Here is a 25,922-nt window from a genome sequence, read left to right as displayed (position 1 = left end):
GTGAGGTCGGAAGTCGGTCAGGCCGTGGCCGCGACGACCGGCGGACGCGCGGGCGTGCCGGCGGATACGGTCAGCACGTCGTAGCCGGTTTCGGTGACGAGGATGGTATGTTCCCACTGCGCCGACAGGCTGCGGTCCTTGGTCTTGACGGTCCACTGGTCCGGCATGGTGCGAATGTCGCGGCGGCCGGCGTTGATCATCGGCTCGATCGTGAAGATCATGCCGGTCTGCAATTCGAGCCCGGTGCCGGGGCGGCCGTAGTGCAGGATCTGCGGGTCTTCGTGGAATACCGTGCCGATGCCGTGGCCGCAGTATTCGCGTACCACGCTGTAGCCCTGGCCTTCCGCATGTTTCTGGATCGCGTAGCCGATGTCGCCGAGATGCGCGCCCGGGCGCACCTGGTCGATGCCGAGCCACATGCATTCGAAAGTAGTCTGGACGAGGCGCTTGGCCAGGATCGAGCCTTCACCGACGATGAACATACGGCTGGTGTCGCCGAAATAGCCTTCCTTGATCACGGTGACGTCGATGTTCAGCGCGTCGCCGTTCTTCAGCGTTTTGTCGCCGGGAATGCCGTGGCAGATCACGTCGTTGACTGAAATGCAGGTGGCTTTCGGATAGGGCGGGTAGCCGGGCGGCTGATAATTCAGCGGCGCCGGGACTGTGCCCTGTTCCTTCAGCATGTATTCGTGGCACAGACGGTCGAGTTCACCGGTCGTGACGCCGGCCGTGACGAACGGGGTGATGTAGTCGAGCACTTCGCTTGCCAGTTTGCAGGCGACGCGCATCTGCGCGATATCGTGTTCGTTTTTGAGCGTAATAGCCATGAGTCGGGCCTGAAATGCGATTTATTGCAGGATTATCGCACCATATTCCGGCTGCCGCAGCCTTTTGCGACGGGGCCGGCGCGTTTCACTGTCTCCCCGGCGGGCTCGTTCGAGGCGGGCGGTGCCCGCGCGGGTGCAACCCCGCGGCCGTGAACAGGACTACCGGGCAGGTTGAGTCGTGCAATAGTCGCGTGCTATAATCTTTGGCTAAGTCGATCTCTGTCTTACTTTATTCGTCCATATGGACAAAAAAGCGGCAAGAATGGCTTCTCATAACGCCGGTTGCCTGCGCTATGAGGTGAATGCAGAAGCGAAAGCGGAAGCAACAAGGCAGCAGACTCGCAGGCCGGCGCACCCAGGGTGTCCGCCGCGTTCAGCCAGAGAGATTTATGGCAACGCGGCCGATACGGCAGCCGGCTTAAGACCCAACCCTCGCGGAGATTTTCATGGCAGTTACCATGCGTCAAATGCTGGAAGCCGGTGTCCACTTCGGTCACCAAACGCGCTTCTGGAACCCGAAGATGGCCCCCTTCATTTTCGGTCATCGCAACAAGATTCACATCATCAACCTCGAAAAGACGCTGCCGATGTACAACGACGCGCTGAAGTACGCGCGTCAACTGGCAGCCAATCGCGGCACGATCCTGTTCGTCGGCACGAAGCGTCAATCGCGCGACACGATCGCTGAAGAAGCACAACGCGCTGGCATGCCGTTCGTCAACGCGCGCTGGCTCGGCGGCATGCTGACCAACTTCAAGACGCTGAAGGTCTCGATCAAGCGCCTGAAGGACATGGAAGCAGCGCTGGAAGCAGGCGAAACCGAACGCATGAGCAAGAAGGAAGCGCTGCTGTTCGAACGCGAAATGGCCAAGCTGCAAAAGTCGATCGGCGGCGTGAAGGACATGGGCGGCATTCCGGACGCGATCTTCGTGGTCGACGTCGGCTACCACAAGATTGCCGTGACCGAAGCGAACAAGCTCGGCATTCCGGTCATCGCCGTGGTCGACACGAACCACTCGCCGGAAGGCATCGACTACGTGATCCCGGGTAACGACGACGCTTCGAAGGCTGTCGCTCTGTACACGGCTGGCGTGGCTGACGCGATCGTCGAAGGCCGTGCGAACGCGGTCAACGAAGTGGTGCAAGCTGCACGTGGTGGCGACGGCGACGAGTTCGTCGAGGTCAACTCGGAAGCGTAAAGCTGCCCCGTGTCCGGCAAAAAAGGGGGCTTTCTACAGGCCCCCTTTTTTTAAGCCGCGACATTGTGGTGGGCGCTGCCGGCAGTGTTCGAAGCAGTGCCCGAGGCGTTCTCCGTAAAAAAGTACGGTCAACGCTGAAACGAATTCTTGCCGCCGGCATCGAAGTCCGGGCGGCGTGTGACAGACGGAACTCAAGGAGCAAATGATGGCGGCAATTACCGCAAGCATGGTTGCAGAACTGCGCGCAAAGACCGACGCGCCGATGATGGAATGCAAGAAGGCGCTGACGGAAGCCGACGGCGACATGGCGCGCGCTGAAGAGCTGCTGCGCGTGAAGCTGGGCAACAAGGCCAGCAAGGCAGCGTCGCGCGTGACGGCTGAAGGCGTGGTCGCATCGTTCATCGGTGGCAACGCGGGTTCGCTGGTCGAACTGAACTGCGAAACCGACTTCGTCTCGAAGAACGACGACTTCCTGGCTTTCTCGAAGCAAGTCGCCGAGCTGGTCGCCACGCAAAACCCGGCTGACGTCGCAGCGCTGGCGGCACTGCCGCTGGACGGTTCGACCGTCGACGCAGTGCGCCTGGCACTGGTCGGCAAGATCGGTGAAAACCTGTCGATCCGCCGTTTCGTGCGTTTCGAAACCTCGAACAAGCTGGCGGCGTACCTGCACGGCACGCGTATCGGCGTGCTGGTCGAGTACACCGGCGCGGACGAGCAGGTCGGCAAGGACGTCGCGATGCACATCGCCGCGATGAAGCCGGTGTCGCTGTCGTCGGAAGACGTGCCGGCGGATCTGATCGCCAAGGAACGCAGCATTGCTGAACAGAAGGCCGCCGAATCGGGCAAGCCGGCTGAAATCGTCGCCAAGATGGTCGACGGCAGCGTGCAGAAGTACCTGAAGGAAGTATCGCTGCTGAACCAGACGTTCGTTAAGAACGACAAGCAGACGATCGAGCAGATGCTGAAGGCTGGCAATTCGAGAGTGCAGAAGTTCGCGCTGTTCGTGGTCGGTGAAGGCATCGAGAAGAAGCAGGACGACTTCGCCGCTGAAGTCGCCGCTCAAGTCGCTGCTGCAAAGCAACAATAAGTCTCACCCAAGCTTCACTGCAATATCGTTGGACCCGCGGCGGAGCAAGACTTTGCCGCGGTCGGCAGCGCCGCAAGGCTGCGCGCGGGTTGACCCTCGCCGCGCAGCCGCCGCTGGCGAACCCCAGGGTTCGTCAATTTGGCGACGCTTGCCCGAATCAGCATTTCACCCCTACATTAGTCCCTTGTTGTTGCCCTGTTCTGCGCGATCTGGATACCCCTATGCCCACTGCCTATAAACGCGTCCTGCTCAAACTCTCCGGTGAAGCTCTGATGGGCGACGATGCCTTTGGTATCAATCGCGCGACCATCGAACGAATGGTGGCGGACGTGGCCGAAGTGGTCCGTCTCGGAACGCAGTTGGCCGTGGTGATCGGCGGCGGCAATATTTTCCGCGGCGTCGCGGGCGGCGCGGCGGGTATGGACCGCGCCACGGCCGACTACATGGGCATGCTGGCCACCATGATGAACGCGCTGGCACTGCAGGACGCCATGCGCCACGCCGGCATCGAGGCGCGCGTGCAATCGGCGCTGCGCATGGACCAGGTGGTCGAGCCGTACATCCGGCCCCGCGCGATTCGCCAGCTCGAAGAAGGCAAAGTCGTGATTTTCGCGGCCGGCACCGGCAACCCGTTCTTCACGACCGACACGGCCGCCGCTTTGCGCGGCTCGGAAATCGGCGCGGAAGTCGTGCTGAAAGCCACCAAGGTGGACGGCGTGTATTCCGCCGACCCGAAGAAGGACCCGAGCGCGACGCGTTACACCACGATCAGCTTCGACGAGGCGATCGGCCGCAATCTGCAGGTGATGGACGCCACGGCGTTCGCGCTGTGCCGCGACCAGAAGCTGCCGATCCGGGTGTTTTCGATCGTCAAACCGGGCGCGCTCAAGCGCATCGTACAAGGCGAGGACGAGGGTACCCTCGTCCACGTGTAAACTCTCGTTCACATAACGTGGGCTTTCGCGCGAGCCCGGGCCGCCGCATCTTGCGCGCGCTGGCCGGCTCGCACCGTTTTGAAGGTTCGGAGGTTTAAAAATGTCTGTGGCTGATATCAGGAAGGGCGCTGAACAAAAGATGCAGCGCTCCATCGACGCGTTCAAGAACGACCTGTCGAAGATCCGCACGGGCCGTGCGCACACGGGCCTGCTCGATCACATCCAGTGCGACTACTACGGTTCGCCGGTGCCGATTTCGCAAGTCGCGAACCTGACTCTGATCGACGCACGCACGATCGGCGTGCAGCCGTGGGAAAAGAAGATGGTGCAGGTCGTCGAAAAGGCGATCCGCGAGTCGGACCTGGGTCTGAACCCGGCCACGCAAGGCGACGTGATCCGCGTGCCGATGCCCGCGCTGACGGAAGAACGCCGCCGCGAACTGACCAAAGTGGTCAAGAGCGAAGCGGAAACGGCCAAGGTCGCAGTGCGCAACCTGCGCCGTGACGCTAACGAGCAACTGAAAAAGCTCGTGAAAGACAAGGAAATTTCGGAAGACGACGAGCGTCGTGCAGGTGACGACGTTCAGAAGCTGACGGACAAGTTCGTCGCCGAAATCGACAAGCTCGTCGTGACGAAGGAAGCCGAGATCATGACGGTCTGAGGCCGGTCGGCTCAGCACTTTCAGGTTTCCACTTCTTTTATTTGCAGTCACTGTCCCGACGGCCATGACCTATACCAGCTCAACCGTGCGCGTGCCTGATGTCGCCGCGGTGCCGCGACATATCGCGATCATCATGGACGGCAACGGCCGTTGGGCCACCCAGCGGCGCTTGCCGCGCGTGGCGGGCCATACGCGCGGCGTCGACGCAGTGCGCGCGGCCGTCGAGGCGTGCGCCCGTCAGGGTGTCGAATATCTGACGCTGTTCGCTTTCAGCTCGGAAAACTGGCGTCGTCCGAACGACGAAGTGTCGTTCCTGATGCGCCTGTTCGTGACCGCGCTGGAGCGCGAGATCGGCAAGCTGCACGCGAACGGCATCCGGTTGCGCGTGGTGGGCGATCTGTCCCGCTTCGATACGCGCATCCGCGACCTGATCAGGCGCGCGGAGACCAAGACCGCGCGCAATACCCGTCTCACGCTCACAATCGCCGCGAATTACGGCGGCCGCTGGGACATCATGCAGGCCACCCGCAAGCTCGCCGAACAGTCGGCGCTGGCGGGCAAGGCGGTCGAGGTGACCGAGGAATCGTTCGCCGAGCACCTGTCCATGGCTTATGCGCCGGAGCCGGATCTCTTCATCCGCACGGGCGGCGAGCGCCGTGTCAGCAACTTCCTGCTGTGGCAGCTCGCCTACACCGAGTTCTACTTCACCGACACGTTCTGGCCGGATTTCGACGCCGACGCGCTCGGCCATGCCATCGCTTCGTACGCGGAGCGCGAACGCCGCTTCGGCCGCACCAGTGCTCAACTCGAGCCGCAATCGCAAAACGTCGATTCGCTTCCATGCTAAAAACCCGTGTCATCACGGCGATCATCCTGCTGGCGGTGTTCCTGCCGGTCACGTTGTTCGCGCCGGTGGGCGCATTCGGCGCGTTGATCGCCTTCGTCGTCGTGTTCGCCGCCTGGGAGTGGGCGCGCCTGCTCAAGCTGGGCGGCGCGGGCCCGGTCATTTACGCGCTGGTGGCGGCGGTGGCGCTGGTCGCCAGCACGCGCCTCGGCGCCGGGATCGAAGAGGCGCGGCCGCTATTTCAGGCCGCTGCTATTTTCTGGGTGATCGCCGGTCCGTTCGTGCTGCTGCGCAAGCCCACGCTCGCGCAGGGCGCCTGGCGTCCCTTTCTGTTTCTTGCCGGCATTGTGGTATTTGTCGCGTGCTGGCATGCTCTCGTCGCCGCGCGCATGCAGGGCGTGCCGTTCGTGCTGTCGCTGCTGCTATTGGTATGGCTGGCCGATATCGGCGCATACTTCTCTGGAAAAGCGTTCGGAAAACACAAGCTGGCGCCTGCCATCAGTCCGGGCAAGACCTGGGAGGGCGCGATCGGCGGCTGGCTGGTGGTGATGATCGTCGCGGCGGCGGCGGTCTTTTTGCATGCGTTCGAGCCGACCCTGTATTCTGCGCTGCTGGCGCATTTGGGCGCCGTACGCACGCTGCTCGCGCTGACCCTGCTGGTGGCATTCAGCGTGGTGGGCGACCTGTTCGAATCGATGATGAAACGCCAGGCCGGTGTGAAAGATTCAAGCGGCCTGTTGCCGGGGCACGGCGGCGTGCTCGACCGCATCGATGCCTTGTTGCCGGTGCTGCCGCTTGCCATGCTGCTGCTCGGCTAGAGAAAGAGATATGCAAAAACGTCTGACATTGCTCGGTTCCACGGGCTCGATTGGAGACAGCACGCTCGACGTCGTCGCGCGTCATCCCGAGCGTTTTTCGGTTTATGCGCTCTCCGCGCATCGCAACGGCGACAAGCTCGTCGAGCAATGCCTGCGCTTTCAGCCCGAAGTCGCGGTGGTCGGCGACGCCGACACGGCCGCGAGCGTCGCGGCGAAACTGCGCGCAGCCGGTTGCAAGACCGAGGTCACGTACGGACCGCAGGCGCTCGTCGACGTGTCGAAGAGCGACGGCTGCGATACGGTGGTGGCGGCAATCGTCGGCGCGGCCGGTCTTGCGCCGACTCTCGCCGCCGCGCGCGCCGGCAAACGCATCCTGCTCGCCAACAAGGAAGCGCTGGTCATGTCCGGCGCGATCTTCATGGACGCGGTGCGCGACAACGGCGCCGTGCTGCTGCCGGTCGACAGCGAACACAACGCGATTTTCCAATGCCTGCCGCGCGAAGCCGCGCTGCACGGCGGCGTCTCCAAGATCATTCTGACCGCGTCGGGCGGCCCGTTCCGCACGCGCGAACCGGCCACGCTCGCCGACGTCACGCCGGAAGAAGCCTGTAAGCATCCGAACTGGGTCATGGGCCGCAAGATTTCGGTCGACTCGGCCACCATGATGAACAAGGGCCTCGAAGTGATCGAGGCGCACTGGCTGTTCGGTTTGCCGGGCGAGCGCATCGAGGTGCTGATTCACCCGCAGAGCGTGATCCACTCAATGGTGTCGTACGCGGACGGCTCGGTGCTCGCGCAGCTCGGCAATCCCGACATGCGCACGCCGATCGCGCACGCGCTGGCGTTTCCGGATCGCGTCGATTCGGGCGTGGCGCAACTCGATCTGCTGCAGGTCGCGTCGCTCACGTTCGAGAAGCCGGATTACACGCGCTTTCCGTGTCTTGCCCTTGCAGTGAAGGCACTGGCTGAGGGAGGCCTCGCGAGCGCGGCCCTGAACGCCGCGAACGAAATCGCGGTTGAAGCGTTCCTCGCGCGCCAGATCGGTTTCATGACGATTGCCCAGGTGGTCGACGCGGTGCTCAACGCGTTGCCGAACCGCAGCGCGCACGCGCTCGAAGACGTGATCGAAGCGGATGCCGCCGCGCGTCGCGCCGCTGCCGAATTCATCGCGCGTCTGCCCGACGGCGCTCGTCGAACGGAACGCGCCGTCCAGTGAGGCGCACATGAACCTGCTGATCGAACTGCTCGCCTTCGCGGTCGCGATTGGCGTACTCGTGGTCGTCCACGAATACGGGCATTACAGCGTGGCGCGCCTGTGCGGCGTCAAGGTGCTGCGTTTTTCGATCGGCTTCGGCAAGCCGCTGTTCCAATGGGTGAGCCCGAAGACGGGCACCGAATGGACCATTGCCGCGCTGCCGCTCGGCGGCTACGTGAAGATGCTCGACGAGCGCGAGACCGGCGCCGAGCCGATCCCCGCTGAAGCGTTGCCGCATGCGTTCAACCGGCAGTCCGTGTGGCGCCGTTTTGCGATAGTCGCGGCCGGTCCGGTCGCGAACTTCCTGCTAGCCATCGTGCTGTTCGCGCTCGTCTTCGCCACCGGCGTGACGGAGCCGGCGGCGGTGGTCGCCGCGCCCGCGCCGAATACGCCCGCGGCAGTTGCCGGTTTCGACGGCGGCGAAACGATCGTGGCCGTGCGTGCCGAGAACGCCGGCGAGTCCGAGCCGGTGCGCTCCTGGTCGGACCTGCGCTGGAAGCTGCTGGGTGCGGCATTCGATCACAAGCGCGTCGTGCTGAGCGCGAAAGATGCGCACGGCACGTCGGATTTCCAACTCGATCTGCGCGGCCTCGGCGAGAAAGACGTCGACGACGACTTCATGTCGCATCTCGGTTTCGAGCCGGGTGGTGGCAAGCTGACGGTCGCGGGCGTGCAGCCGGGTAGCGCGGCGCAAAAGGCCGGGCTGGTTGCGGGTGATCGTCTGCGTGCCGTCGACGGCATTCCGACCGACAACGCCACGGCCTTCATCGCTTATGTAAAATCGCACGCCGGCAAAGCGGTGACGCTGCAGGTCGAGCGTGGCGGCAAGGCGGCGGGCAAGCTCGAAGACGTGAGCATCGTGCCGCAGGCACAGCGTGATGAAACGACAGGTCAGCAGATCGGCCGCATCGGCGCGGAACTGGCCACGCAAGTGCCGTCGATCGACGTGCATTACGGTCCGATTGAAAGCTTGCAGTTGGGTGCGCACCGCACGTGGGATCTCGCGGTGTATTCGGTGCGCATGTTCGGCAGGATGGTGGTCGGCGAGGCGTCGCTGAAAAATCTTTCCGGTCCGGTGACGATCGCCGATTACGCAGGAAAGAGCGCACGTCTAGGTCCTTCTGCATTCCTGTCGTTCCTGGCCCTTGTCAGTATTAGCCTTGGTGTACTGAACCTGTTACCAATTCCGGTATTGGACGGGGGTCATCTGTTATATTATTTGGTTGAAGCTGTGACCGGTAAAGTTGTCTCCGATCGCTGGCAACTCGTTTTTCAGAGGGCGGGTCTCGCCTGCATCGTCGCATTGTCGGCGATCGCGCTGTTCAACGATCTGGCTCGTTTAATCCATTTTTAAAGTGTTCGGCGGCGTTCACGATGGCGACCGCCCGACCTGATGCAGCTATACACACTGGGGAAGCACGTTGTTTAAACCTCATCGCTTTGTTCCAAAGACGGTTATAGCCGCGGCATTCGCCGCGCATGGGCTGGTTGCTCACGCAACGACGCCCTTCGTGGTGCAAGACATCCGGATCGAGGGATTGCAACGCGTCGAACCTGGTACCGTGTTCGCCTATCTGCCCATCAAGCAAGGCGACACCTTCAGCGACGACAAGGCATCGGAAGCCATTCGCGCTCTGTATGCCACGGGCTTCTTCAACGACGTCAAGATCGCGACCGAAGGCAACGTCGTCATCGTGCAGGTGCTGGAACGTCCGGCCATCGGCACGATCGACTTCGCCGGCATTCATGAGTTCGACAAGGAAAACCTGACCAAGGCGCTGCGCGCCGTGGGTTTGTCGCAAGGCCGTTACTACGACAAGGCGCTGGTCGATAAGGCCGAGCAGGAACTGAAGCGTCAGTATCTGACGCGCGGCTACTACGCCGCTGAAGTCACCACCACGATCACGCCGATCGACCGCAATCGCGTGTCGGTGCTGTTCTCGGTGGCCGAAGGTCCGAGCGCGAAGATCCGCCAGATCAACTTCATCGGCAACAAGGCGTTCAGCACGGGCACGCTGCGCGACGAAATGCAGTTGTCCACGCCGAACTGGTTCTCGTGGTACACGAAGAATGACCTGTACGCGAAAGACAAGCTTACCGGCGACCTCGAAAACGTCCGCTCGTATTACCTGAATCGCGGCTACCTCGAGTTCAACATCGACTCGACGCAGGTGTCTATCTCGCCGGACAAGAAGGACATGTATCTGACGGTCACGCTGCACGAAGGCGAGCCGTACACGATTTCGAATATCAAGCTGGCGGGCAATCTGCTCGACCGCGAGCCGGAGCTGGCCAAGCTCATCAAGATCAAACCGGGTGACCGTTTCTCGGCTGAAAAGCTGCAAGCCACCACCAAGGCTATCGTCGACAAGCTCGGCGAATACGGCTACGCGTTCGCCACCGTCAATGCGCAGCCGCAGATCGATCAGGCCAATCATAAGGTCGACCTCACGTTGCAGGTGGACCCGAGCCGCCGCGTCTACGTGCGCCGCATCAACGTGGTCGGCAACACGCGTACGCGTGACGAAGTGGTGCGCCGCGAAATGCGCCAGCTCGAAAGCTCGTGGTTCGATTCGAACCGCCTCGCGCTGTCGAAAGACCGGATCAACCGTCTCGGCTACTTCACGGATGTGGACGTGACCACGGTGCCGGTCGAAGGCACGCCGGACCAGGTCGACGTCGACGTCAAGGTGGCCGAAAAGCCGACGGGCGCGATCACGCTGGGCGCGGGCTTCTCGTCGACCGACAAGGTGGTGCTCTCGGCAGGCGTGTCGCAGGACAACGTGTTCGGTTCGGGTACGAGCCTCGCGGTGAACGTGAATACCGCCAAGACGTATCGTACCTTGACGGTCACGCAGGTCGACCCGTACTTCACGGTCGACGGCATCAAGCGCATTACCGACGTCTATTACCGCACGTATCAGCCGCTGTACTACTCGACGGATTCGAGCTTCAAGATCGTCACGGTCGGTGGCGACCTGAAGTTCGGTATTCCGTTCTCCGAAGTCGACACGGTGTACTTCGGTGCCGGCCTCGAGCAGAACCAGCTGGATGTCGACGCGAACACGCCGCAGAGTTACATCGACTACGTGAACGAGTTCGGCCGTGTGTCGAACAACGTGCCGATCACGGTGGGCTGGTCGCGCGACGCGCGAGACAGCGCGCTGGTGCCGAGCCGCGGTTACTTCACGCAGGCGAACGCTGAATACGGCACGCCGATCGGCGGCACGCAGTACTACAAGGCCGACATCAACGCGCAGTACTATTATTCGTTTGCGCGCGGCTTCGTGCTGGGCTTCAACTTCCAGGGCGGTTACGGTAACGGCCTCGGCGGCAAGCCTTATCCGATTTTCAAGAACTACTATGCGGGTGGTATCGGTTCGGTACGGGGCTACGAGCCGAGCTCGCTGGGTCCGCGCGACGCCAAGACGAACGACCCGATCGGCGGCTCGAAGCTGCTGGTGGGTAACATCGAGTTGACGTTCCCGCTGCCGGGCACGGGCTACGACCGCACGCTGCGTGTCTTCACGTTCCTCGACGCCGGTAACGTCTGGGGTACGGAAGGCAACAGTATCGGCGCCAACGGCCTGCGTTACGGTTACGGTGTCGGTCTCGCGTGGATCTCGCCGATCGGCCCGCTCAAGCTCAGCTTGGGTTTCCCGCTGGTCAAGCATGAAGGTGACCAGTATCAGAAATTCCAGTTCCAGATCGGGACGGCATTCTGATCCGGCGGCGGACGGTTCCCGGCGGCCGGCCCGGCCAAACTACAGTATCGAGAGGATGACTTTGCTAACCGGTATGTTTTCGAAACGTGTGGCGTGCGCGCTGGCGCTGGCAATGACCTTGGGTGTCGGGGTTGCCCATGGGCAGGAGGCCAGGATCGCGGCGGTGAATTCCGACCGTATCCTGCGCGAATCCGCTGCCGCGAAGGCTGCGCAGGTCAAGCTCGAGGCCGAGTTCGCCAAGCGTGACAAGGACCTTGCCGACATGGCGCAGAAGCTGAAGTCGATGTCCGATTCCCTCGACAAGAACGGCGCGTCCATGTCGCCGGCCGATCGCGCGCAGAAGCAGCGTGATCTGTCGCAGCTGGACACGGACTTCCAGCGCAAGCAACGCGAGTTTCGTGAAGATCTGAACCAGCGCCGCAACGAAGAGCTGGCGGCGGTGCTCGACCGCGCCAACAAGGTGATCAAGCAGATCGCCGAGGCGCAGCACTATGACCTGATCGTTCAGGAAGCGGTGTACGTGAGCCCGCGCATCGACATCACCGATCAGGTGCTCAAGGCGCTGGCGGCGTCGGGTAACTGAACGGGGCTGGCGGGCTGAGTGGTCCGGAGCAGGTAGACACAGGAGACAGGATAGGCATGGCATTTACGCTCGAGGACATCGTCCAACGGTTCGGCGGTGAAGTAGTCGGAGACGGTTCGCAGCGCGTCGGCGGTCTCGCGCCGCTCGACCAGGCAGGCCCGGACCAGTTGGCGTTCCTCGCCAATCCGAAGTACCTGTCGCAGGTCGAAACGACCCGTGCGGGCGCGGTGTTGATCAACGCCGACGACCTCGCCAAGCTCGCCTCCCGCGAGAATCGTAACTTCATCGTCACGCCGAATCCGTACGCTTACTTCGCGCGCGTCGCACAAACCTTCATCGACCTCGCGGCACCCAAGGCGGCGCCCGGCGTGCATCCGAGCGCGACCATCGACCCGTCGGCACAGATCGCCGCAAGCGCGGTGATCGGCCCGCACGTCACGGTGGAAGCGGGCGCGGTGATCGGCGAAAACGTGCGGCTCGACGCCAATGTCGTGATCGGCCGTGGCACGCGCATCGGCGCGGGCTCGCATCTTTATCCCAATGTCGCGGTGTACCACGGTTGCAAACTCGGCGAGCGCGTGATCGTGCACGCGGGCGCGGTGATCGGCTCGGACGGTTTCGGTTTCGCGCCGGATTTCGTCGGCGAGGGTGAGGCGCGTACCGGCAGCTGGGTGAAGATTCCGCAGGTCGGCGGCGTGTCGATCGCGGCAGATGTCGAAATCGGCGCGAACACCACCATCGACCGTGGCGCCATGGCCGACACGATCATCGAAGAGTGCGTGAAGATCGACAACCTCGTGCAGATCGGCCACAACTGCAAGGTCGGCGCCTATACGGTGATCGCCGGCTGCGCGGGCATCGCGGGCAGCACCACGATCGGGCGTCATTGCATGATCGGCGGCGCGGTCGGGATTGCCGGACACGTCACGCTGGCCGACTATGTGATCGTCACGGCAAAGTCGGGCGTCTCGAAGTCGCTGCTCAAGCCTGGTATGTACACCAGTGCCTTCCCGGCCGTGAACCATGCAGACTGGAACAAGAGCGCGGCGTTGCTGCGCAATATCGACAAACTCCGCGATCGTATCAAGGCGCTTGAAAACGCCGCGGCAGAGAAGCAAGACAGCCCCGTGGCCAACGCAGCAAGCAAGGCCGCAGGCGACAAAGTCTGAAAATCTTAAGGCAACTGGCTAGGCATTTCGCAGGGCAACCTGCCGGCTCCGCGTAAAATGGCGGGCAAGCATCAGGAAGCAAAGTCGGTTGCCGTGACCGGGTGGCGCGGCCGCCGGGTCACGGCGAGCGCCGGCAGCACGCGTTACCAACCCACCTGCACCAGCATCCGCAGTCATCACCGCGCAGTCAATGCGTGAGCAGAAACACCATGAGCACCGAAAAAATCAATCTCGACATTCATAAGATTCTCACGCTGCTGCCACATCGTTACCCGATCCTGCTGGTCGACCGGGTGCTCGAACTCGAGCCGCACAAGAGCATCAAAGCGTTGAAGAACGTGTCGATCAACGAACCGTATTTCCAGGGTCATTTCCCGACCCGTCCGGTGATGCCGGGCGTGTTGATTCTCGAAGCGCTCGCGCAAACGGCGGCGCTGCTGACGTTTTCGGAAGAGCCGAGCGACCCGTCGAACACGCTGTATCTGTTCGTCGGCATCGACAACGCGCGCTTCAAGCGCGTGGTGGAACCGGGCGATCAGCTGATCCTGAACTGCACGTTCGAGCGTCACATGCGCGGTATCTGGAAGTTCAAGGCGCGCGCCGAAGTGGATGGCGCGGTCGCGGCGGAAGCCGACCTGATGTGCGCGGTGCGGCACACGGACAAGGACGCTTAACGCGCTTAGCGCTTAAACCAGCGTCCGGGCGGTCGGCGGCGTCATGCGCGCGCCGCCCGCCCGCCAGATGCCCATCCAGACAACGCAACAGAATCAGAAGCGAGGACGCATGAGCAGGATTCATCCCACTGCGATCGTCGAACCGGGCGCACAACTCGACGAATCCGTCGAAGTCGGACCGTATGCCGTGATCGGCGCACATGTGACGATCGGCGCGCGGACCACGGTCGGTTCGCACAGCGTGATCGAAGGTCACACCACACTCGGCGAAGACAACCGGATCGGCCACTATGCATCGGTTGGCGGCCGTCCGCAGGACATGAAGTACAAGGACGAGCCGACCCGGCTCGTGATCGGCAACCGCAACACGATCCGCGAGTTCACCACGATCCACACCGGCACGGTGCAGGACGCGGGCGTCACCACGCTTGGCGACGACAACTGGATCATGGCCTACGTGCACATCGGGCACGATTGCCACGTCGGCAACAACGTCATTCTGTCGAGCAACGCGCAGATGGCCGGCCACGTCACGATCGGCGACCACGCGATCATCGGCGGCATGTCGGGCGTGCATCAGTTCGTGCGCATCGGCGCGTATTCCATGCTGGGCGGCGCTTCAGCGCTGGTGCAGGACATTCCGCCGTTCGTGATTGCCGCGGGCAACAAGGCCGAGCCGCACGGCATCAATGTGGAAGGGTTGCGCCGCCGCGGTTTCTCGCCGGACGCGATCTCGGCGCTACGCGCGGCGTATCGCGTGTTGTACAAGAACGGCCTGTCGCTGGAAGAGGCGAAGGTGCAGTTGCGCGAACTCGCGTCCGCGGGCGGCGATGGCGATGCGCCGGTGCAGACGCTGCTCGCGTTCGTCGAAGCGTCGCAACGCGGCATCATCCGCTAACCGATGGCATTGCAACCCAGTCCATTGCGCGTCGCGATGGTGGCCGGCGAGCCGTCCGGCGACCTGCTGGCGGCCTCGCTGCTCGACGGCCTCGCGAGCCGTCTGCCTGCCGGCACCCAGTACTACGGGATCGGCGGCCCGCGCATGATCGCCACGGGCTTCGACGCTCACTTCCCGATGGAAAAGCTGTCGGTGCGCGGCTATGTCGAGGCACTGAAGCACATTCCCGGCATCCTCGGCATTCGCAACGAACTGAAACGGCAACTGCTGGCCGAGCCGCCGTCGGTGTTCGTCGGCGTGGATGCGCCCGATTTCAACTTCGGGCTCGAACATCCGTTGCGCGATGCGGGGATTCCAACCGTTCACTTCGTGTGCCCGTCCATCTGGGCGTGGCGCGGCGGCCGTATCAAGAAGATCGCCAAGGCGGTCGACCACATGCTGTGCGTGTTCCCGTTCGAAACGGCGCTGCTGGAGAAGGCGGGCGTCGCGGCATCGTACGTGGGCCATCCGCTCGCGGACGAAATTCCGCTCGTACCGGACACGCTCGGCGCGCGCCGGACGCTGGGTCTGGCGGAAGATGGTCCGATCATCGCCGTGCTGCCGGGCAGCCGGCGCTCCGAGATCGACCTGATCGGCCCGACGTTCTTCGCCGCGATGGAAATGATGCAGCACCAGGAGCCGAGTCTGCGCTTCGTGATGCCGGCGGCCACGCCGGCGTTGCGCGAGATGCTGCGGCCGCTGGTCGATTCGCACCCCGGCCTCGTGCTGACGATTACCGACGGCCAGGCGCAGCTCGCCATGACCGCGGCCGACGCGATCCTCGTGAAGAGCGGTACCGTGACGCTCGAAGCGGCGCTGCTGAAAAAGCCGATGGTGATCTCGTACAAGGTGCCCTGGCTGACCGGTCAGATCATGCGCCGCCAGGGCTATCTGCCGTACGTCGGCCTGCCGAATATCCTGGCGGGGCGCTTCGTGGTGCCGGAGATCCTGCAGCATTTCGCCACGCCGCAGGCGCTGGCCGAAGCCACGCTGAAACAGTTGCGCGACGAGACCAACCGGCGCACGCTGACGGAAATCTTCACGGAGATGCATCACGTGCTGAAGCAGAATACCGCGCAGCGCGCGGCGGAAGTCGTGGCGAGCGTCATCGAAAAGCGGAAGGCGCGGCCGTGACCATGGCGCGCGCACCTCGCCGCAAAACCGTCGCGGGAGCGGCGGCGCAACAGGTCGGCCTGAACTTCGAGACGCCGGACGACGTTGTCTGCGGTGTCGACGAAGCAGGGCGCGGCCCGCTGGCCGGCCCGGTCGTGGCCGCGGCGGTGATCTTCGACCCGTCCAGGCCGATGATTCGCGGCCTCGACGACTCCAAAGCGCTGAGCGCGAAAAAGCGCGACGAACTGTACGACAAGATCATCGACCGGGCGCTGGCTTACTGCGTCGCGTCGGCATCGGTCGAAGAAATCGATTCGCTCAATATCCTGCACGCCACGATGCTGGCCATGAAGCGCGCCGTGGAAGGCCTGTCCGTTGTGCCGACGCTTGTGAAGATCGACGGCAATCGCTGTCCGACGCTGAGCGTGCGCAGTGAAGCGGTGATCGGCGGCGACGCGCTCATCAAAAGCATCTCGGCGGCGTCGATTCTCGCCAAGGTCACGCGTGACCGGATGCTGCTCGAATTGCATCAGACGTATCCCGTCTACGGCTTCAACGCGCATGCCGGTTACGGCACGCCGCAGCATCTCGCGGCGCTGCGCGAGCATGGGCCTTGCGAGCATCATCGGCGCTCGTTCGCGCCGGTGCGTGAAGCGCATCTGCGCTTCGGCACGGGCGTGCCGCTACCGTCGGGTGAAGTGATCGTCGTGTCCGAAGTCATGTTCGACGACGACGCCTTCGGCGAACACCGCGCCAGCGCCGCCTGAACGTCATACGAGCGCCCCGTGAGCGCCGCGTATACCCCACCCTTTCCTTATTCTCACTGTCTTCGCTGCCTGTGAAAGCCATCACCTCGCGGGACAATCCGCTCTACAAGCGCCTGAAGGCATTGGCCGGCTCGACGCATCAACAGCGCAAGAGCGGCCACGCGCTGCTCGAAGGGTTTCATCTCGCGAGCGCGTATCTCGACGTCGCCGGGCAACCGGAAATGTGCATCGTCACCGACGGCGCGCTGCGCCACGACGAAGCGCAGGCGATCGTCTCGCGCATCGAAGATCATCGTCTCGTGACGCTGCCGGACGCGTTGTTCGGGCAGTTGTCGAATGTCGTGCACGGCGTGGGCATTCTGCTGCTGGTCGAGAAGCTCGACTCGCCGCTGCCCGACACGGTCGCGCAAACCTGCCTCGTGCTTGACGGCGTGCAGGACGCCGGCAATGTCGGCTCGATTCTGCGCAGCGCGGCGGCCGCGGGCATTCAACAGGTGTTCTGCGCGCCGGGCACGGCGTACGCGTGGTCGTCGAAAGTCTTGCGCTCGGGCATGGGCGCGCACTTCCTGCTGCAGATTCACGAAGATGTGGAAGCGCAGGGGTTGATCGAGCGTCTCGCGGTGCCGATCGTGATCACGGATTCGCACGGCGCCGAGGCGATCTACGATTGCGATCTGAGCGGACCGCTCGCGTGGGTATTCGGAAACGAAGGGGCGGGCGTCTCGCCGATCTGGCGCGATGCGGTTTCGTTGCGGGTGACGATTCCTCAGCCGGGCGGCATGGAGTCGTTAAACGTGGCGGCCGCGGCCGCCGTGTGCGTGTTCGAGCAGTGCCGGCAGCAGCGCGGCCGTAGTTGACACGAAAGACACGCGCGTTGCCGCGCGTGTCTCTGCTTCAAGCCGGCGGGCCCACATCAAGCCTCACGCGCGGGCTCAATAAGAAGGCCGGTCCAGCTTGATTTCCTGCAGAATCGTCGTCGCGATCTCTTCGATCGACTTGTGCGTCGACGACAACCACTTGATCCCTTCACGCCGCATCATCGCTTCGGCTTCGTTGATTTCATAACGGCAATTCTCCGGCGCGGCGTACTTGCTGCCGGGCCGGCGCTCGTTGCGAATCTCGGAAAGCCGCTGCGGATCGATCGACAAACCGAACATCTTCTGCCGATGCGCGAGTAGCGGCGTAGGCAATTTGCCGCGTTCGAAATCTTCCGGAATCAGCGGATAGTTGGCCGCTTTCACGCCATACTGCATGGCCAGATAGAGGCTCGTTGGCGTCTTGCCGCTGCGCGATACGCCGACCAGAATCACGTCGGCGTCGGCCAGATTGCGGTTCGATTGACCGTCGTCGTGAGCGAGCGAGAAATTGATCGCCTCGATCCGGTTCTTGTACTCCTCGGTGTCCGCGTTCTGGTGGCCGCGACCCATCGCGTGGCTCGACTTCAGTTCCAGTTCCTGTTCGAGCGGCTCGACGAACGTCTGAAACATGTCCAGCACGAGCGCATTCGAGCCTTTGACGATCTGATTCGACGCGCTGTCCACCAGCGTCGTGAAGACGATCGGACGGCGGCCGTCCTGCAGGATCGCTTCGTTGATCTTTTCTAGCGTGGCATAGGCCTTTTCCGTCGAGTCGACGAAGGGCACGCGAACCAGGCGGAATTTCTGGTCGAACTGGGAGAGGATCGAATGCGCGAAGGTTTCGGCAGTGATCCCGGTACCGTCGGAGACGATGAATACGGTGGGCGGCATCAGTGGGGCTGGGGAACGTGAGCGGAAAAAAGCGCTCGAAAGAAACATCGCTATGTCGACGACGCTGCCCGGTGGCTAACCGGAGACTGCAGCGGCACTCGACCAGCGCGCCGTGGGCACCGCAACTGCGCCCGGATGGCGGCGGGGCCTCGCAAAAGCCCGTCGGCCGGTCCGGGGCGCGATTCGAGGCGCAATTCTCGTCCGACTGTCACATTTTGAGAGTCGGCACGGTAGAATAGCGGCAACCTGTTGGATAAGCAATTGCAGGCGATTGGCGTCTAACTCACCGCGAACCGTCGTTCAACGCCTCGCTTTTGGCCGGTATTTTAGTCGCCAAGTTGCGGCGAACGTGGTGGATCGCTCGGTAAATTCGTCCATTCGCCTTCTTCGTCGCACATCGGGCGTTTCTGGCAATTTGCAGCGATTGCTTCTCCAACAGGTTGTGCAAGACGCGAGGTCACGCTTCCAATGGGCGTCTCGCGTTCGAGCCCACTTGCACAGCCGTGAATTTCTTTCACACTTAGGGGCTTGTATGACTAACGCAGTTACCGTCGCAAAGGATAAGGCGTATGTAGTTCCGTTTGAGCAGTTGCGGATGACCGACGTGGAAATCGTCGGTGGCAAGAACGCGTCGCTTGGCGAGATGATCAGTCAGCTCGCCGAGGCCGGCGTGCGCGTGCCGACCGGTTTCGCCACCACGGCGCTGGCTTTCCGCGACTTCCTGCATCACAACAACCTGACCGAACGCATCGCCAAACGTCTCGAGACGCTCGACGTCGACGACGTGAAGGCGCTCGCCGAAGCGGGCAAGGAAATCCGTCAATGGATCGTCGACGCGCCGATGCAGCCGCAACTCGAGGCCGACATCCGCGCGGGTTTCGACACCCTGCAAAACAGCTCGCCTGAAGAGCTGTCGTTCGCCGTGCGCTCCTCGGCGACGGCGGAAGACTTGCCGGACGCATCGTTCGCGGGTCAGCAGGAAAGCTACCTCAACGTGGTCGGCATCGAAGACGTGCTCGATCGCATGAAGCACGTGTTCGCGTCGCTGTACAACGACCGCGCTATCTCCTATCGCGTCCACAAGGGCTTCACTCACGCTGAAGTCGCGTTGTCGGCGGGCGTGCAGCGCATGGTGCGCTCGGACGTCGGCGCGGCGGGCGTGATGTTCACGCTGGACACCGAGTCGGGCTTCAAGGACGCCGTCTTCATCACGTCGAGCTATGGCCTCGGTGAAACCGTGGTGCAAGGCGCGGTGAATCCGGACGAGTTCTACGTCTACAAGACCACGCTCGAACAAGGCAAGTACCCGATCATCCGCCGCTCGATCGGCTCGAAGCTGATCAAGATGGAATTCACCAAGGCGGGGGAAGCCGGCCGCGTGAAGACCGTCGACGTGGCGCACGAGCAGCGCAACCGCTTCTCGATCACGGACGAAGACGTGATCGAGCTGGCCAAATATGCCGTCATCATCGAAAAACACTACGAGCGTCCGATGGACATCGAGTGGGGCAAAGACGGCCGCGACGGCAAGATCTTCATTCTGCAGGCGCGTCCGGAAACGGTGAAGAGCCAGGCTGCGGGCAAGGCCGAGCAGCGCTTCAAGCTGAAGGGTCAATCGAACGTGCTGGCCACCGGCCGCGCAATCGGTCAGAAGATCGGCGCGGGTCCGGTGCGCGTGATTCACGATCCGTCGGAAATGGACCGTGTGCAGCCGGGCGACGTGCTGGTCGCCGACATGACCGACCCGAACTGGGAGCCGGTCATGAAGCGCGCTTCGGCGATCGTCACGAACCGTGGCGGGCGCACCTGCCACGCGGCGATCATCGCGCGTGAACTGGGCGTGCCGGCGGTGGTCGGCTGCGGCGACGCGACCGACGTGCTGAAGGAAGGCGCGCTGGTTACGGTGTCGTGCGCGGAAGGCGACGAAGGCAAGATCTACGACGGCCTGCTCGAAACCGAAATCACCGAAGTGCAGCGCGGCGAACTGCCGGAGATTCCGGTGAAGATCATGATGAACGTCGGCAACCCGCAGCTGGCCTTCGACTTCTCGCAACTGCCGAACGCAGGCGTGGGTCTGGCGCGGCTCGAGTTCATCATCAACAACAACATCGGCGTTCACCCGAAGGCGATTCTCGAGTACCCGAACATCGATCAGGACCTGAAGAAGGCCGTCGAAAGCGTCGCTCGCGGTCACGCATCGCCGCGCGCCTTCTACGTCGACAAGCTGACCGAAGGCATCGCCACGATCGCGGCGGCGTTCTATCCGAAGCCCGTGATCGTGCGTCTGTCGGACTTCAAGTCGAACGAGTACAAGAAGCTGATCGGCGGTTCGCGTTACGAGCCGGATGAAGAAAACCCGATGCTGGGTTTCCGTGGCGCGTCGCGCTACATCGCCGACGACTTCGCCGAAGCGTTCCAGATGGAATGCATCGCGCTGAAAAAGGTGCGCGAAGAGATGGGCCTCGACAACGTCGAGATCATGGTGCCGTTCGTGCGTACGCTGAAGCAGGCGGAGCGCGTGGTCGGGCTGCTGGCGAAGTACGGCCTGAAGCGCGGCGAAAATGGCCTGCGCCTGATCATGATGTGCGAAGTGCCGTCGAACGCGATTCTCGCCGAGGAATTCCTGCAATTCTTCGACGGCTTCTCGATCGGCTCGAACGACCTGACGCAGCTCACGCTCGGCCTCGACCGCGATTCCGGCATGGAACTGCTGGCGGTGGATTTCGACGAACGCGACCCAGCGGTCAAGTTCCTGTTGAAGCGCGCGATCGACACATGTCTGCGACTGGACAAGTACGTCGGTATCTGCGGCCAGGGCCCGTCGGATCATCCGGATTTTGCGCAATGGCTCACCGATGAAGGCATCAAGTCGATCTCGCTGAACCCGGATACGATCATCGAGACGTGGCAGCAACTGGCGAAGTCGGCGAAGCAGTAAGGCGAACGGCATGCCGCTTTCCAAGCGGCATGCATAACGTGCGATGCGGCAGGTCAAGCGCGCGTCGAATGCACGTGAATCCGTGCTGCATCGTCCGTTGAAATGCGCTCGCTTCGTGCTATAAACACCCCGGTAGATCCGGGGTGTTTTGCTTTGTGGAGGTCGACGTGGCGCCAGGTGGACTGTTCTGGTGGATCGGGGCGGGTGTGCTGGTCGTGCTGGAGTTGCTCAGCGGCACTTTCTATCTGCTGATGATCGCGTTGGGCTGCGTGGCGGCCGCGATTGCGCACCTCGCGGGCGCCAGAGCCGACGTGCAGTTCGCGGTCGCGGCCGTGGTGGCGCTGGCGGCTGTCCTGCTGCTCAGACGTTCGCGGTTTGGCCGCAGAACGCGCAAGGAGGCGTCGCGTAACCCGGATGTCAATCTCGACATCGGTCAAACGCTCATCGTGCCGGTGTGGCACGAGCGCCGGGCGCGCGCCGACTATCGCGGCGCGGCATGGGACGTCGAACTGGCCGCGGGCGAGCCGGAAGACGCGCCGCTCTACGAAATTACGGAACTGCGCGGCAGCTGCCTCGTCGTGGTGGCGGCGCGTCATTCAAACACCCGGGCCACCGCGGCCTGAGCGTTCGCACATCACACGCATCACAAACAACTATTCGAACTACGGACCGGAGGGTAGTAATGGATTCGACCATCGTCGGGGCGGTGCTTCTGATCATCGTGATCGTCTTGGCGGCGCAGATCATCAAGATCGTGCCGCAGCAGCATGCGTGGGTCCTGGAGCGGCTCGGGCGCTATCACCGTACGCTGACGCCGGGTTTGAGCTTCGCGTTTCCGTTCGTCGACCGCATCGCGTATAAGCACATCCTCAAGGAAATTCCGCTCGAGGTGCCGAGCCAGGTCTGTATCACGCGCGACAACACGCAATTGCAGGTGGACGGCGTGCTGTACTTTCAGGTTACCGATCCCATGAAGGCGTCGTATGGATCGAGCAACTTCGTGTTCGCCATCACGCAGTTGTCGCAAACCACGCTGCGCTCGGTGATCGGCAAGCTCGAACTCGACAAAACGTTCGAGGAGCGCGACTTCATCAACCACAGCATCGTGTCGTCGCTCGATCAAGCTGCGACGAACTGGGGTGTGAAGGTGCTGCGCTACGAGATCAAGGACCTGACACCGCCCAAGGAAATCCTCCACGCCATGCAGGCGCAGATCACCGCCGAGCGCGAGAAGCGAGCGCTGATCGCCGCGTCGGAAGGGCGCAAGCAGGAGCAGATCAATATCGCGTCCGGCGGCCGTGAGGCGGCGATCCAGAAGTCCGAAGGCGAGCGGCAGGCGGCGATCAATCAGGCGCAAGGTCAGGCGTCGGCGATTCTGGCCGTGGCCGAGGCCAACTCGCAGGCGATTCAGAAGATCGCGGCCGCGATCCAGTCGAACGGCGGGATGGAAGCCGTGAACCTCAAGGTGGCCGAACAATACGTGAACGCGTTCGGCAATCTGGCGAAGCAGGGCACCACGCTGATCGTGCCGGGCAATCTTGCGGACATGAGTTCGATGATCGCTTCAGCGCTGACCATCGTGAACAAAGGGAAGGGCGCGACTGAGGTGCGTTGAACGCGCTGAATGCTGCGACTGCGCTTTGACCTGCCGAATAGAGAAATGGCCCGCGGACAGTGCGGGCCATTTTCATTTGAACGCTTGGCGGGCCCGGTTGCGCGCCGCTTGCTATCCGGTCAGGGCGTTAGCGGCAACCGAAGCGTGGCATATCCGCACACCCCCCGCCGCCAATCACGCCAATCCGCCGATCAGCTCGGCGAGCGCATCAAACGCGCCTTTTCACGTTCCCAATCGCGTTTCTTCTCTGTCTCGCGCTTGTCGTGCTGCTTCTTACCCTTGGCGAGACCAATCTCGCATTTGACACGGCCGCCCTTGTAGTGAAAATTCAGCGGCACGAGCGTGTAGCCGCGCTGCTCGACCTTGCCGATCAGTTTGCTGATCTCTTCGCTATGCAGCAGCAGCTTGCGCGTGCGCACCGGGTCGGGGTTGATATGGGTCGAGGCTTCGGGCAACGGGCTGATGTGCGTGCCGATCAGGAACAGTTCGTTATTCTTGATAACGACGTAACCTTCCTTGATCTGGCCGCGCCCGGCGCGCAGCGCCTTGACCTCCCATCCTTCGAGCACGAGCCCTGCTTCATAGCGTTCTTCGACCGAGTAGTCGTAGAAGGCTTTTCTGTTGTCGATGATGCTCATGAATGGAAAGTGCCCAACTCGTTTAAAATCACGATTTTAGCAAAGCGGGGCGAGGAAAGCCCGCTGCGCTTGTCCACCCTTGCCACGCGCTGTTCAATTTATGGCAGATGTCCAGAAAACCGTGTTGATCCGCCATTCGGCGGAACAGATGTTCGACCTCGTCACCGACGTCGCCGATTACCCCAACTTCCTGCCTTGGTGCGGGGGAGTCGAAATCCGCCGCCGGGACGAAACCGGTATGGAGGCGAAGATCGATATCAACTTCAAGGGCATCAAGCAGCACTTCGCCACGCGCAACAGCATGGAGCGGCCCACGCGCATCGACATGGAGTTCGCGGACGGCCCGTTTCGCAAGTTCACCGGTTTCTGGCGTTTTACGCCATTGCGCGCCGACGCCTGCAAGATCGAATTCGCGCTGCACTACGAATTCACCAACATCATCCTCGAGAAGATCATTGGACCGGTGTTCAACCACATCGCCAATACCTTCGTCGAATCGTTCGTGAAGCGCGCCGATCAGCGCTACGGTAAGGCATGAGCGCGCGCTTGTCGATTGAAGTCTGCTATGCGTCGGCTGGCGAGCAGGCGTTGATTGGCGTGGAACTGCCCGCAGGCGCCACGCTGCAGCAGGCGCTGGACGCGAGCGGCATCTTGCGGCGTTTCCCGCAGATCGATCTGGGCACGCAGAAAGTGGGCGTGTTCGGCAAGCTCAAGCCGCTCGACACGGTGCTGGCCGACCACGATCGGGTGGAGATTTACCGGCCGCTGCTGGTCGATCCGAAGGTGTCGCGTCAGCGGCGCGTCGAGAAGACCCGCAAGGCGGGCTCGATCGAAGGGCGTCGCTGGCAGAACAAGGATTCGCGGTAGGCGGATCTTTGCGTGGCCAGGCAAGGCAGCTGCCACGAACTGTTGGCATCAAACCTTGCTCGGGCCGCGTTGCTGGCCACGAACTGCCTCCGTCAAGCCTCAGTCGGGCCGCGTCCACGCTCACGAACTGCGCCGTCAATCCTCACGCAAGCCACGTCCCAGCCCACGTTCCGCGTCATGGCGCCGACACTTGCGGCTTTTTCTTGATCCGTGCGACCGCGGACGTGTCGTCGTCCGCATGCTGGCGCACCGACCAGCAGACGCCGGCCACCAGCAGCAGAATGGCCGCCAGTTCCAGCGGACGCGGCAGTCGCTGGTCATAAATGAACGCATAAAGCAGCGCGAAAAGCGTCTCGAACACGATCATCTGGCCGGAGAGCGTCAGCGGCAGCCGTTTCGATGCGGCATTCCACAGCCCGTTGCCGAGCCACGATGCGCCGATCGCGAGCCCGAGATTGAGCATCCAGAAGGTGTGCCAGCGGCCGTCGGCCAGTTCGCCTTGCGGGCCGCCCGCCGGCAGCACGGCGATCACGAGCCACAGCGCCGCGCCGAGCGCGCCCGTCACCACGCCCCACAGAACCGACCACTCATTGCCGCTGAAATGCGTCTGACGCTGCAGGTAGCGGGCGTTTTCGACCGCGAACCACGTCCAGCATCCGAGCGCGCCGACCGCGCAGGCCAGTCCGATCAGCTTGGTGACGACGCTCACCGGCGTGCTGTCCGCCACCGTAAACACATCGATGTTGATACAGGCGATGCCCGCCATCACCATCGTCAGCGGCCAGGCGAGGCGGGCGAGGGGCACCGCGCCGTGATCGCGCCGGCCCAGCAGCGTCACCGTGACGGGCAGCACGCCGACGATCAGCGAGGCCGGCGCGATGCCGATCAGGTGCACGGCCGCCGTCAGCAGGAGGTAATAGAGGAGGTTGCCGGCCAAAGCCAGTTTCACCAGCGCGCCGAGATCCTCGCGGGTCAGGCGTTTGACGAGCGAGCGCGCCATCGGCAGCGCGGCGGCCAGCGAGACGATGCCGTACATCGTGTAGCGGCCCGCGCTCAGAAGCAGCGGTGAAAAGTCCGGCAGCACGCGCGGCACCAGAAAAACCATGCCCCATAAGGCCCCGGCCATTACTCCATATGCCACACCGCGCTGCATCGACTGCCCCTGCAAAATAACTGGAATGGTCGGCAGAATAGCCGGTTGGCGGGCCGGGCGTCTTGTTCGATTCTGCATTCCGGTGGTTTTTGTGCGCTTTGAGCACGCGTTTTCATGTGCTCAACGGAGTTCGCGCGCTCGGCCGCCGGACCGTGCGCCGACGCGAATGAGCGGGATTTTGGACCGCCGACACCCCGCTGCGCCCGAACGCGCAAACGAAACCCGATCGAACCCGAGGCGAACAGCCAAGCGAAATCCAGGGGCCCGATGGCGCGAAAAAAACCGCCCGAAATTCGCTAAGCTGCTGTTCGTGCAGTGAAAACCAGGGAGGTATCGCGTATAATTCGCTTTTGCGCCTATAGGATTTGC

25 protein-coding genes are annotated in these 25,922 nt (G+C 62.8%); 21 read left to right on the top strand and 4 right to left on the bottom strand.

Going from position 1 to position 25,922, the window contains the following annotated elements:
• Positions 1-17 precede the first annotated feature (17 nt).
• The gene (map, locus tag P0D80_RS07775) at positions 18-827 is read right to left on the bottom strand and encodes a type I methionyl aminopeptidase (protein WP_132373925.1); all 810 of its coding nucleotides are present in this window, start codon (positions 825-827) and stop codon (positions 18-20) included.
• Positions 828-1,273: 446 nt separating this feature from the next.
• Here map and rpsB point away from each other — a divergent pair, with 446 nt between their 5' ends.
• The 16 genes from rpsB to P0D80_RS07695 all read left to right on the top strand — a co-directional run bounded on the left by rpsB (position 1,274) and on the right by P0D80_RS07695 (position 17,451).
• A complete protein-coding gene (gene rpsB, locus P0D80_RS07770; protein ID WP_132373926.1) occupies positions 1,274-2,026 on the top strand; it encodes a 30S ribosomal protein S2 in 753 nt (250 codons plus the stop codon).
• A gap of 205 nt (positions 2,027-2,231) precedes the next feature.
• Positions 2,232-3,113 (top strand): translation elongation factor Ts, encoded by an 882-nt coding sequence (gene tsf, locus P0D80_RS07765; protein ID WP_408282620.1) that lies wholly within the window; start codon positions 2,232-2,234, stop codon positions 3,111-3,113.
• Between the two features lie 221 nt (positions 3,114-3,334).
• Positions 3,335-4,048, top strand: a complete 714-nt coding sequence (gene pyrH, locus P0D80_RS07760; RefSeq protein ID WP_011488865.1) for a UMP kinase — start codon at positions 3,335-3,337, stop codon at positions 4,046-4,048.
• Between the two features lie 100 nt (positions 4,049-4,148).
• On the top strand, positions 4,149-4,709 hold the full coding sequence (frr, locus tag P0D80_RS07755) for a ribosome recycling factor (protein ID WP_012433445.1): 561 nt from the start codon (positions 4,149-4,151) through the stop codon (positions 4,707-4,709).
• Positions 4,710-4,773: 64 nt separating this feature from the next.
• The gene (uppS, locus tag P0D80_RS07750; protein ID WP_011488864.1) at positions 4,774-5,556 is read left to right on the top strand and encodes a polyprenyl diphosphate synthase; all 783 of its coding nucleotides are present in this window, start codon (positions 4,774-4,776) and stop codon (positions 5,554-5,556) included.
• Entirely contained in the window at positions 5,550-6,371 is an 822-nt protein-coding gene (locus tag P0D80_RS07745; RefSeq protein WP_408282617.1) for a phosphatidate cytidylyltransferase, read from the top strand. The genes uppS and P0D80_RS07745 overlap by 7 nt, the downstream gene beginning before the upstream one ends.
• Positions 6,372-6,381: 10 nt before the next feature.
• The gene (locus P0D80_RS07740; protein WP_408282615.1) at positions 6,382-7,587 is read left to right on the top strand and encodes a 1-deoxy-D-xylulose-5-phosphate reductoisomerase; all 1,206 of its coding nucleotides are present in this window, start codon (positions 6,382-6,384) and stop codon (positions 7,585-7,587) included.
• A gap of 7 nt (positions 7,588-7,594) precedes the next feature.
• A complete protein-coding gene (gene rseP, locus P0D80_RS07735; RefSeq protein ID WP_408282612.1) occupies positions 7,595-8,980 on the top strand; it encodes an RIP metalloprotease RseP in 1,386 nt (461 codons plus the stop codon).
• 67 nt (positions 8,981-9,047) lie between these two features.
• Positions 9,048-11,351, top strand: coding sequence for an outer membrane protein assembly factor BamA (gene bamA, locus P0D80_RS07730; protein ID WP_132373932.1), 2,304 nt, complete (start codon positions 9,048-9,050; stop codon positions 11,349-11,351).
• A gap of 61 nt (positions 11,352-11,412) precedes the next feature.
• The gene (locus P0D80_RS07725; protein ID WP_181916899.1) at positions 11,413-11,934 is read left to right on the top strand and encodes an OmpH/Skp family outer membrane protein; all 522 of its coding nucleotides are present in this window, start codon (positions 11,413-11,415) and stop codon (positions 11,932-11,934) included.
• Between the two features lie 56 nt (positions 11,935-11,990).
• The gene (gene lpxD, locus P0D80_RS07720) at positions 11,991-13,103 is read left to right on the top strand and encodes a UDP-3-O-(3-hydroxymyristoyl)glucosamine N-acyltransferase (protein WP_408175954.1); all 1,113 of its coding nucleotides are present in this window, start codon (positions 11,991-11,993) and stop codon (positions 13,101-13,103) included.
• Positions 13,104-13,312: 209 nt separating this feature from the next.
• On the top strand, positions 13,313-13,777 hold the full coding sequence (gene fabZ / locus P0D80_RS07715; RefSeq protein WP_020065638.1) for a 3-hydroxyacyl-ACP dehydratase FabZ: 465 nt from the start codon (positions 13,313-13,315) through the stop codon (positions 13,775-13,777).
• 109 nt (positions 13,778-13,886) lie between these two features.
• On the top strand, positions 13,887-14,675 hold the full coding sequence (gene lpxA, locus P0D80_RS07710) for an acyl-ACP--UDP-N-acetylglucosamine O-acyltransferase (RefSeq protein ID WP_132373934.1): 789 nt from the start codon (positions 13,887-13,889) through the stop codon (positions 14,673-14,675).
• 3 nt (positions 14,676-14,678) lie between these two features.
• Positions 14,679-15,848, top strand: a complete 1,170-nt coding sequence (lpxB, locus tag P0D80_RS07705) for a lipid-A-disaccharide synthase (protein ID WP_408282608.1) — start codon at positions 14,679-14,681, stop codon at positions 15,846-15,848.
• On the top strand, positions 15,845-16,594 hold the full coding sequence (gene rnhB / locus P0D80_RS07700; RefSeq protein ID WP_408175957.1) for a ribonuclease HII: 750 nt from the start codon (positions 15,845-15,847) through the stop codon (positions 16,592-16,594). The genes lpxB and rnhB overlap by 4 nt, the downstream gene beginning before the upstream one ends.
• Before the next feature lie 71 nt (positions 16,595-16,665).
• Positions 16,666-17,451: a TrmH family RNA methyltransferase gene (locus P0D80_RS07695; protein ID WP_408282605.1), complete on the top strand. Its 786-nt coding sequence runs from the start codon at positions 16,666-16,668 to the stop codon at positions 17,449-17,451.
• Between the two features lie 75 nt (positions 17,452-17,526).
• On the opposite strand, the gene ppsR is transcribed toward P0D80_RS07695, so the two are convergent.
• Positions 17,527-18,342, bottom strand: a complete 816-nt coding sequence (gene ppsR, locus P0D80_RS07690; protein ID WP_041725110.1) for a posphoenolpyruvate synthetase regulatory kinase/phosphorylase PpsR — start codon at positions 18,340-18,342, stop codon at positions 17,527-17,529.
• Between the two features lie 532 nt (positions 18,343-18,874).
• On the opposite strand from ppsR, the gene ppsA reads away from it, so the two are divergent.
• From ppsA to P0D80_RS07675, 3 genes are all read left to right on the top strand, one after another.
• A complete protein-coding gene (gene ppsA / locus P0D80_RS07685) occupies positions 18,875-21,280 on the top strand; it encodes a phosphoenolpyruvate synthase (protein ID WP_408282603.1) in 2,406 nt (801 codons plus the stop codon).
• A gap of 167 nt (positions 21,281-21,447) precedes the next feature.
• Positions 21,448-21,903 (top strand): NfeD family protein, encoded by a 456-nt coding sequence (locus P0D80_RS07680; RefSeq protein WP_408175960.1) that lies wholly within the window; start codon positions 21,448-21,450, stop codon positions 21,901-21,903.
• A gap of 59 nt (positions 21,904-21,962) precedes the next feature.
• Entirely contained in the window at positions 21,963-22,895 is a 933-nt protein-coding gene (locus P0D80_RS07675; protein WP_168794362.1) for an SPFH domain-containing protein, read from the top strand.
• Between the two features lie 191 nt (positions 22,896-23,086).
• On the opposite strand, the gene smpB is transcribed toward P0D80_RS07675, so the two are convergent.
• Entirely contained in the window at positions 23,087-23,533 is a 447-nt protein-coding gene (gene smpB / locus P0D80_RS07670; protein WP_042323149.1) for an SsrA-binding protein SmpB, read from the bottom strand.
• A 100-nt stretch (positions 23,534-23,633) separates the two neighbouring features.
• On the opposite strand from smpB, the gene P0D80_RS07665 reads away from it, so the two are divergent.
• The gene (locus P0D80_RS07665; RefSeq protein WP_012433427.1) at positions 23,634-24,071 is read left to right on the top strand and encodes a type II toxin-antitoxin system RatA family toxin; all 438 of its coding nucleotides are present in this window, start codon (positions 23,634-23,636) and stop codon (positions 24,069-24,071) included.
• Positions 24,068-24,400 carry an RnfH family protein gene (locus P0D80_RS07660; RefSeq protein WP_132373941.1) on the top strand — a complete coding sequence of 111 codons (333 nt, stop codon included), beginning with the start codon at positions 24,068-24,070 and terminating at the stop codon, positions 24,398-24,400. The genes P0D80_RS07665 and P0D80_RS07660 overlap by 4 nt, the downstream gene beginning before the upstream one ends.
• Positions 24,401-24,575: 175 nt before the next feature.
• Here the strand turns inward: P0D80_RS07660 and P0D80_RS07655 are convergent, their stop codons facing one another.
• Positions 24,576-25,553 (bottom strand): DMT family transporter, encoded by a 978-nt coding sequence (locus tag P0D80_RS07655; protein ID WP_132373942.1) that lies wholly within the window; start codon positions 25,551-25,553, stop codon positions 24,576-24,578.
• Between the last annotated feature and the right edge of the window lie 369 nt (positions 25,554-25,922).

This window comes from Paraburkholderia sp. RL17-373-BIF-A (assembly GCF_046030175.1).
Lineage (GTDB): Bacteria > Pseudomonadota > Gammaproteobacteria > Burkholderiales > Burkholderiaceae > Paraburkholderia.
This window is presented reverse-complemented; position numbering and strand designations above follow the sequence as displayed.

What these genes read in the sequence shown, in the direction of transcription:
- map (WP_132373925.1), bottom strand. Translation starts at nt 827, where the DNA reads ATGGCTATTACGCTCAAAAACGAACACGATATCGCGCAGATGCGCGTC.
- lpxA (WP_132373934.1), top strand. Translation starts at nt 13,887, where the DNA reads ATGAGCAGGATTCATCCCACTGCGATCGTCGAACCGGGCGCACAACTC.
- pyrH (WP_011488865.1), top strand. Translation starts at nt 3,335, where the DNA reads ATGCCCACTGCCTATAAACGCGTCCTGCTCAAACTCTCCGGTGAAGCT.
- smpB (WP_042323149.1), bottom strand. Translation starts at nt 23,533, where the DNA reads ATGAGCATCATCGACAACAGAAAAGCCTTCTACGACTACTCGGTCGAA.
- P0D80_RS07655 (WP_132373942.1), bottom strand. Translation starts at nt 25,553, where the DNA reads ATGCAGCGCGGTGTGGCATATGGAGTAATGGCCGGGGCCTTATGGGGC.
- rpsB (WP_132373926.1), top strand. Translation starts at nt 1,274, where the DNA reads ATGGCAGTTACCATGCGTCAAATGCTGGAAGCCGGTGTCCACTTCGGT.
- P0D80_RS07740 (WP_408282615.1), top strand. Translation starts at nt 6,382, where the DNA reads ATGCAAAAACGTCTGACATTGCTCGGTTCCACGGGCTCGATTGGAGAC.
- tsf (WP_408282620.1), top strand. Translation starts at nt 2,232, where the DNA reads ATGGCGGCAATTACCGCAAGCATGGTTGCAGAACTGCGCGCAAAGACC.
- frr (WP_012433445.1), top strand. Translation starts at nt 4,149, where the DNA reads ATGTCTGTGGCTGATATCAGGAAGGGCGCTGAACAAAAGATGCAGCGC.
- P0D80_RS07745 (WP_408282617.1), top strand. Translation starts at nt 5,550, where the DNA reads ATGCTAAAAACCCGTGTCATCACGGCGATCATCCTGCTGGCGGTGTTC.
- fabZ (WP_020065638.1), top strand. Translation starts at nt 13,313, where the DNA reads ATGAGCACCGAAAAAATCAATCTCGACATTCATAAGATTCTCACGCTG.
- P0D80_RS07665 (WP_012433427.1), top strand. Translation starts at nt 23,634, where the DNA reads ATGGCAGATGTCCAGAAAACCGTGTTGATCCGCCATTCGGCGGAACAG.
- lpxB (WP_408282608.1), top strand. Translation starts at nt 14,679, where the DNA reads ATGGCATTGCAACCCAGTCCATTGCGCGTCGCGATGGTGGCCGGCGAG.
- lpxD (WP_408175954.1), top strand. Translation starts at nt 11,991, where the DNA reads ATGGCATTTACGCTCGAGGACATCGTCCAACGGTTCGGCGGTGAAGTA.
- P0D80_RS07675 (WP_168794362.1), top strand. Translation starts at nt 21,963, where the DNA reads ATGGATTCGACCATCGTCGGGGCGGTGCTTCTGATCATCGTGATCGTC.
- P0D80_RS07660 (WP_132373941.1), top strand. Translation starts at nt 24,068, where the DNA reads ATGAGCGCGCGCTTGTCGATTGAAGTCTGCTATGCGTCGGCTGGCGAG.
- ppsA (WP_408282603.1), top strand. Translation starts at nt 18,875, where the DNA reads ATGACTAACGCAGTTACCGTCGCAAAGGATAAGGCGTATGTAGTTCCG.
- uppS (WP_011488864.1), top strand. Translation starts at nt 4,774, where the DNA reads ATGACCTATACCAGCTCAACCGTGCGCGTGCCTGATGTCGCCGCGGTG.
- rseP (WP_408282612.1), top strand. Translation starts at nt 7,595, where the DNA reads ATGAACCTGCTGATCGAACTGCTCGCCTTCGCGGTCGCGATTGGCGTA.
- ppsR (WP_041725110.1), bottom strand. Translation starts at nt 18,342, where the DNA reads ATGCCGCCCACCGTATTCATCGTCTCCGACGGTACCGGGATCACTGCC.